The sequence below is a fragment of the Streptomyces xingningensis genome, assembly GCF_054957865.1.
Window position 1 is genome coordinate 1 of the sequence record NZ_JBDJPF010000116.1, and the last position, 6234, is coordinate 6234.

5 protein-coding genes are annotated in these 6234 nt (G+C 69.7%); all 5 read right to left on the reverse strand.

The genetic code is table 11. The features are described from left to right. Positions 1-108: 108 nt before the first annotated feature. Positions 109-501 carry a hypothetical protein gene (locus ABCR83_RS31770; protein WP_462698732.1) on the reverse strand — a complete coding sequence of 131 codons (393 nt, stop codon included), beginning with the start codon at positions 499-501 and terminating at the stop codon, positions 109-111. Between the two features lie 165 nt (positions 502-666). Continuing rightward, entirely contained in the window at positions 667-1326 is a 660-nt protein-coding gene (locus ABCR83_RS31775) for an MSMEG_1061 family FMN-dependent PPOX-type flavoprotein (RefSeq protein WP_462698733.1), read from the reverse strand. Positions 1327-1401: 75 nt separating this feature from the next. Continuing rightward, positions 1402-2385: a hypothetical protein gene (locus ABCR83_RS31780; RefSeq protein WP_462698734.1), complete on the reverse strand. Its 984-nt coding sequence runs from the start codon at positions 2383-2385 to the stop codon at positions 1402-1404. A 551-nt stretch (positions 2386-2936) separates the two neighbouring features. Beyond that, positions 2937-3071 carry a hypothetical protein gene (locus ABCR83_RS31785; protein WP_462698735.1) on the reverse strand — a complete coding sequence of 45 codons (135 nt, stop codon included), beginning with the start codon at positions 3069-3071 and terminating at the stop codon, positions 2937-2939. Positions 3072-3125: 54 nt separating this feature from the next. Beyond that, positions 3126-5783, reverse strand: coding sequence for an alanine--tRNA ligase (gene alaS / locus ABCR83_RS31790; protein ID WP_462698736.1), 2658 nt, complete (start codon positions 5781-5783; stop codon positions 3126-3128). Positions 5784-6234 lie beyond the last annotated feature (451 nt).

Consider the following 6234-nt stretch of genomic DNA (forward strand, 5'->3'; position numbering starts at 1 on the left):
CGCAGGAGGTCATGCCGCCCCTGCCGCGGCCCTAACCTCAGGTGACAACGGCCCGTCGATGTCCCGCGTACGGGACATCGACGGGCCGTTGTCACGGGCGGGCCTGCCTCACCACCCCGGGCCGAGCCACCACATCAGCCCGCCCACGGCGCAGTACGAGGTCACCAGCTGTGCCACCATCCCGAAGGACGGCCCACGCTCCCGGCGTTCCCCATCGGCGTCCCGGTTCAGGATCGCCTCCGCGAGCCACTTCCGGCGTCCCAGCAGGCTGAGCGGAATGGCCAGCATCGCGGTGACATACATCGACAGCAACAGCTCGGCCCCATCGCCCCGCACCAGATGGCTCGCCACGCCGTAGGCCGCGGCGAGCACCGGGCCCAGGCAGATCTGCAGCCGGTACCGCCGGCTCGGCATGGCGGGCAGGAAGAAGAGCAGCCAGATCAGCGTCGCCGAGAAGGCGAGGCTCCACCAGTCGTCCATGGGTATGTAGGGAGGTTGCACGTTGCTTTCCTTGGCTCCGCGGGGACCCACTCAACGAGCCCCACGCTTGCAACGTACCTCCATCCACCCCTGGGGGCTCAACTGCCCCTGGGAACCTGACGGGCCGACCCGCGATTGATCACGGGGCGTGCTGGTCCGGTGGTTCAGCAATCGCTGGCCGGCCCGTTACTCGTACCGGTACTTCAGCGAATCCGCCTCCGCCTGCTCGATGTCGGCGATCGTCAGCTCCGGCCTCCGCAGCTGGGCCAGCGTCACCTCGGCCGAGGTCGGCTGGGCGTCCGCCGGCAGCCACTGCTCCGGCTTCCAGGACGCGCTGCGCAGGAGCGCCTTGGGGCAGTGTGGGTAGACCTCCTCGATCCCCAGCACCAGCGCACTGGCCGGCGGCTTGCCCACGGCGGTCAGCTGCGACAGCAGCTCCGGGCGGGTGGAGACGCAGGCCCGGCCGTTCACCCTGAGCGTCGTGGTGCGCCCCGGGATGACGAACAGCAGCCCGGCCCGTCCGGTGGCGATGACGTTCTGCAGGGTGTCCAGACGCTTGTTGCCTGTCGCGTCCGGTATCGCCACCGTCCATGCGTCCAGGACGGCGACGAACCCGGCGGGACCGCCGCGCGGGGAGACATCACAGTTGCCCTCGGCATCCGCGCTGGCGATCAGGACCAGCGATGAGCAGCCGATCAACCGCCGGGTCTGCTCGGTGAGTTCGGTCATCTGCTTGCGCACGGCCGCGTCGCCGGGGAGTTCGTAGACCCGGCGCAACGCCTGCTGGTCGGGCACGGCGTCGAGGCGGAGCGAGTCGAAGGCACTGCCGGCAAGGGGTGTCGTCATGCCTTCGACCCTAATGGGCCGATCTGTGATTGATCTTGGTCAGCCCTATGGCGAGACTCACCTCACCATCGCCGCTCACTTCGCAGCGCGCAGTGCCGTACGAACGGCCGCCATGCCGCGCCGAGTCGCGTCCACCGCACCCAAGTCGTCCTGTGCGGCTGTCTCAAGTGCCTCCAGGCGACAGTCACGGCACTGGGTTTCCTCCCCGACCGGGCGGATGAGCCGTCCACACCCACCGGCACAGGACTGCAACCGCCGCGGACGAGGCGGCGGCGAGCTCGCGGCGATCTGCCGCTCGATCGAGGGGATATCGGGCATCTTCCGGACCAAACGGTCACGGATGAGCCCCGCCGCGCACTGGACTGGCTGGGGAAGCCCCAGCGTCAACGCATCGCGCAGGTCGTTCATCGAGACGCCGCGCAACAGCCATTCCCCCGCCAGCGGAGCAAGATCCCGCACCTCCCGGCCGGTCAGCCTCAACCGCCGCTCCGAGTGCGACACCGCGGCCAACACCTGCGCACCCCTCTCGACCAGCGGAGCAGGCGTGGAGACGGTGGCGGTGCGGGAGGGCTGGGAGGGTGGGAGGTGCTTGTTCTCCCCAGTGTTCTGTTGGGAACGGCCGACGGCCCGACCCTTCGGCTCACCGACCGCCGGATTCGCGTCCGCCGGTTTTACATCCGCCGGATTTAGGTCCGCCGGATTTAGGTCCGCCGGTTTCAGGCCCGTTGGCCGGAAGCCGTCCCGGATCGCGGCGGCCTCCTCGGCCTCCAGGGGCACATTGGACACCAACTGCGTCGTCGACCAACGCCCGTCCGAGCCCTGGCGACGCCACTCATGGACGTACCCTTCCGCCTTCAACTGCTTCTTGGCCCGCTGGAACGCCGCCTTCTTGATCTCCACCCGGCGCGCCGCATCCCACAGCGACAGCCCCGCCGGGTCGGCCAGCGACAGCAGCAACATCAGCAGGCGCACGGCGTCCGAGGACAGGCGCGGATTACGGATGATGTCGTTCGGTACCTGGGTGAAGCGGCCCTCTAGGGCGCTAGCATGCTTGAGCACGGTTTCGGAGACCTTCGCTTCGAACGGTGTAGACCCCCGGACACTGGGGCCTAAGCCAGGACCGGGGGTCGCTCCGCCTATCCGGACGAAGCAACCGATTAACGGCGACGCTAGGCCAACTCGGCGCTGTGCTAGCGCAATTGCCCTAAGTTGATCGAATCTGGCATCGGGCTGGCCAAGCCCGACTGGCGTCGGCTCGCTCTGCGCGCATGGTGCAGTTCTTCCCGGAGGTCATTCGTCGGAGCCGTGTTCCTGGGATACGAGGTCTCGTTCCAGAGGGCGCGCTTCGTTCCACGGCTCCGTCACCTTCCAGCACGCCCGGGCCGAGCACGCGACGTTTTGGCTCGACTCCTTCCGGTCAGGTGCCGACTTCCGGTGGGCACGGTTCGCCTCGCCGCCGGAGATTCGCGAATCCGAGGCAGTCGGCCAGGCCGAGCGGCACTGGGCCATCGACATCACCTGGGAAGCACGTAACTACCCGCCAGCCAGAGGTCCCAGCTCGCGAGAGGGAACACCGACCCAAGTCGATGCCCCCTCTCGCGCCGTGTCGGTCAGTGCTGCCGGTAGTCCTCGCGCAGGTGCCATTCGACCGGATAGAAGACCGTCTCGCTGTCGCTGGCTCGTTCGAGGACCGTGTAGTGGTCGGCGATGCCTGGTCGCCCCAGTTGCACCCATGTCTGCACCATGGTCTTTAGGCCGTCGGCGACTGCCCGGTTGCCGACGTAGCGCAGGTGCCCGGTTCAGCCGTCGGCCAGGAGCAGCCCGGCTTCGGCGGCAGCGATGGCGAGGGCTCGATCGAGGGCTTCGGTGCGGCGTCCGCCTGCGTTGGCGACGGGGCCGCGGCCGCCGGAGCCGCCGCCGACGGTGCGGGCGGCGTCGGTGAGGATCTGGCCGGCCTCGGCGCCTTCCTGGCGGAGGCTGTGCGAGATCGCGGCGACGATCAGGGCCTTGCCGTTGTGCTCGGTGCCGAGGATGACGACGGCGGGGCCTCGGTGGATACGGCTGACCACGTCGGCAGCCAGACCGCGCAGTTCATCGGGGGCGACACCGGTGACGCGCTGGGCGACGATCCAGCCACGGCCGGACGGCTCGGCCTGGTCGGCGAGCAGGGCGGCCTGGTGCCGCAGGGCTTCGGCCCGCAGCTTCGACAGTTGTTCCTGGGCTGTGGTGAGCGCCTGGAGGCGCTTGCGCAGGGCGGCGGGAGTGTCGGTGGGCCGGGTGCCGAGCAGGCCGGCGAGTTCGTTCAGCAGGCGGCGTTCGGTGTCGAGGTGGTGGAGGGTGTCGTGGCCGGTGAGGGCTTCGACGCGGCGGAGGTTGGAGCCGATCGAGGACTCGCTGAGGAGGCGGAAGGTGCCGACCTGGGAGCCGTGGGCGACGTGGGTGCCGCCGCAGAGTTCGCGGGAGAAGTCGCCGATGTCGACGATGCGGACGGTGTCGCCGTACTTCTCTCCGAACAGGGCGATGGCTCCTGCGGCTTCGGCTTCGGCGCGGTCGGCGTGCCAGGCCCGCACTTCCGGGTCGTCGAGAACGTGCCCATTGACGGTCGTCTCGATCTGGGCGAGCTGGTCGGGGTTGAGGGCGGAGAAGTGGGCGAAGTCGAAGCGGAGCCGGTCCGGCTCGACCAGTGAGCCCTGCTGGGCGGCGTGGTCGCCCAGGGTCGCGCGGACGACGGCGTGGAGGATGTGGGTGGCCGAGTGCGACCGCATCAGGCCCTTGCGCCTGTCGGCGTCCACGGACGCCTCACCGCCATCCCCCGTACGGATCTCGCCTTCCAGGACGCGGGCGGTGTGGACGCGGAAGCCTTCCAGGCCGTAGCGGGTGTCGGTGATCCGCAGCAGGGTGCCGTCGTTGGTGCGGAGCGTGCCTGTGTCGCCGGTCTGGCCGCCGGCCTCGGCGTAGAACGGTGAGCGGTCCAGGACCAGCTCGACCTCGGCGCCCTCGGGGGCGGTGGTGACGACGGCACCTTCGAAGATCAGGCCCTTCACCGTGGTCTCGGCGGTGAGGTGGTCGTATCCGAGGAACTCGGTGCGCGGCAGTTGCGCGGCCAGCTCGCGGTAGGTGTCCATCTTCCGCAAGGCCTCAATGGTCTTGGCCTTGCCTCCGGCTTTCGCGCGCTTCTTCTGTTCCTCCAGCAGCACGGCGAACCGGTCCTCATCGACGGTCAGGCCGGCGTCGCGGGCGGCCTCGACGGTGAGTTCGAGGGGGAAGCCGAAGGTGTCGGCCAGCTCGAAGGCGGTCTCTCCGGGCAGGGCGGCCGACCGGCTCTCACGAGTACGGGTGATCGCGGCATCCAGCAGCCGGGTTCCCTGGGCCAGGGTGCGGGTGAAGGACTCCTCTTCGGCGGTGACGACCTGCTCGATCAGGGCGGCCTGGGCGGCCAGCTCCGGCCAGACGTCACCCAGATTGGTGATCACGCTGGCGGTGGCAGCAGGGAGGACCGGCCCGGTGATGCCCAGGAGGCGGGCGTGGCGGATCGCCCGGCGCATCAGGCGCCGCAGGACGTAGCCACGGCCGTCCTTGGCGGGCAGGACGCCGTCGGCGATGAGGAAGGCCATGGAGCGGGCGTGCTCGGTGACGACCTGGAAGGAGACCTTCTCCTCACCCTGGCCGGGGTACTCGCGGCCGGCGAGGTTCTGGACGATGTCCATCGTGGGGAGCAGCAGGTCGGTGGTGCAGACGTTCTCGGCGTCCTGGAGGATCGCGGCGAGGCGGTCCAGGCCGAGGCCGGTGTCGATGCTCTTGTTGGCGAGTTCGCCGAGGATGGGGAAGTTGCCCTTCTTGTCGCCCTCGCCGCGTTGGAACTGCATGAAGACCAGGTTCCAGATCTCGACGTAGCGTTCGCCGTCGACGGCAGGGCCGCCTTCCTTGCCGAAGGCGGGGCCGCGGTCGTAGCTGACCTCCGAGCAGGGTCCGCAGGGGCCGGGGACGCCCATGGACCAGTAGTTGTCCTCCATGCCCAGGCGCTGGATGCGGGAGGCGGGGACGCCGATGCGGCGCCAGAGGTGCTCAGCCTCGTCGTCGTCCTCGTAGACGGTGATCCAGAGCTTGTCCTTCTCCAGCCCGTAGCCCTGGGTGAGGAGTTCCCAGGCGAAGGCGATGGCGTCTTCCTTGAAGTAGTCGCCGAAGGAGAAGTTGCCCATCATCTCGAAGAACGTGGCGTGCCGGTTGGTGCGGCCGACGTTGTCGATGTCGGAGGTCCTGGCGCACTTCTGGATGCTGGTGGCGCGGGGGAAGGCGGGCGGGGTCTCGCCGAGGAAGTAGGGCTTGAACTGGTTCATCCCGGCGTTGGCGAGCAGCAGGGTGGGGTCGTCCGGGATCAGTGGACTGGACGGGACCTGCTGGTGGCCGCGGGAGGTGAAGAAGTCGGTGAAAGTGCTGCGGATCTGCGTCGAGCGCATGGCGGCATGGCCTCACGGAAGAGTCGTGGAAGGTGGGGGAAAGTCACACGCCGAGCCGGGCCGAGAACAGGGACTGAGAGGGTTCTCAGTTCTCCAGCTCGACGCAGATAGCTCGCGCCCCCACGGTGAACACCATGACTCCAGATCCATCGCACACAGGGTGGTGGGGGCGCCCCCGGGGGGGGGGGGGGCCCCCCCCGGGGCGGCTCGAGCGAACACAATAGACGGTTTTGGTGGAAAGCGGCCGACGGGGGGGGCGGGGTGTGGGTGTGGGTTGGGGGTGTGGGGGGGGGGGCCCCCGCCGGGCCCGGGGGGGGGGGGGCGGAGGGAAAAAACCACCCCGGGGCCCCCCCCCCCCCCCCCCCCCCCCCCCACCCCCCCCCCCCCCCCCCCCGCCTCTGGGGCGGGGCCCGCGGCCCCCCCCCCCCCCCCCCCCCCCCCCCCCCCCCCC

Bases quoted from the DNA above. Each gene is read 5' to 3' on its own strand.
- ABCR83_RS31775 (WP_462698733.1), bottom strand. From the start codon at position 1,326: ATGACGACACCCCTTGCCGGCAGTGCCTTCGACTCGCTCCGCCTCGAC.
- ABCR83_RS31785 (WP_462698735.1), bottom strand. From the start codon at position 3,071: ATGGTGCAGACATGGGTGCAACTGGGGCGACCAGGCATCGCCGACCAC.
- alaS (WP_462698736.1), bottom strand. From the start codon at position 5,783: ATGCGCTCGACGCAGATCCGCAGCACTTTCACCGACTTCTTCACCTCC.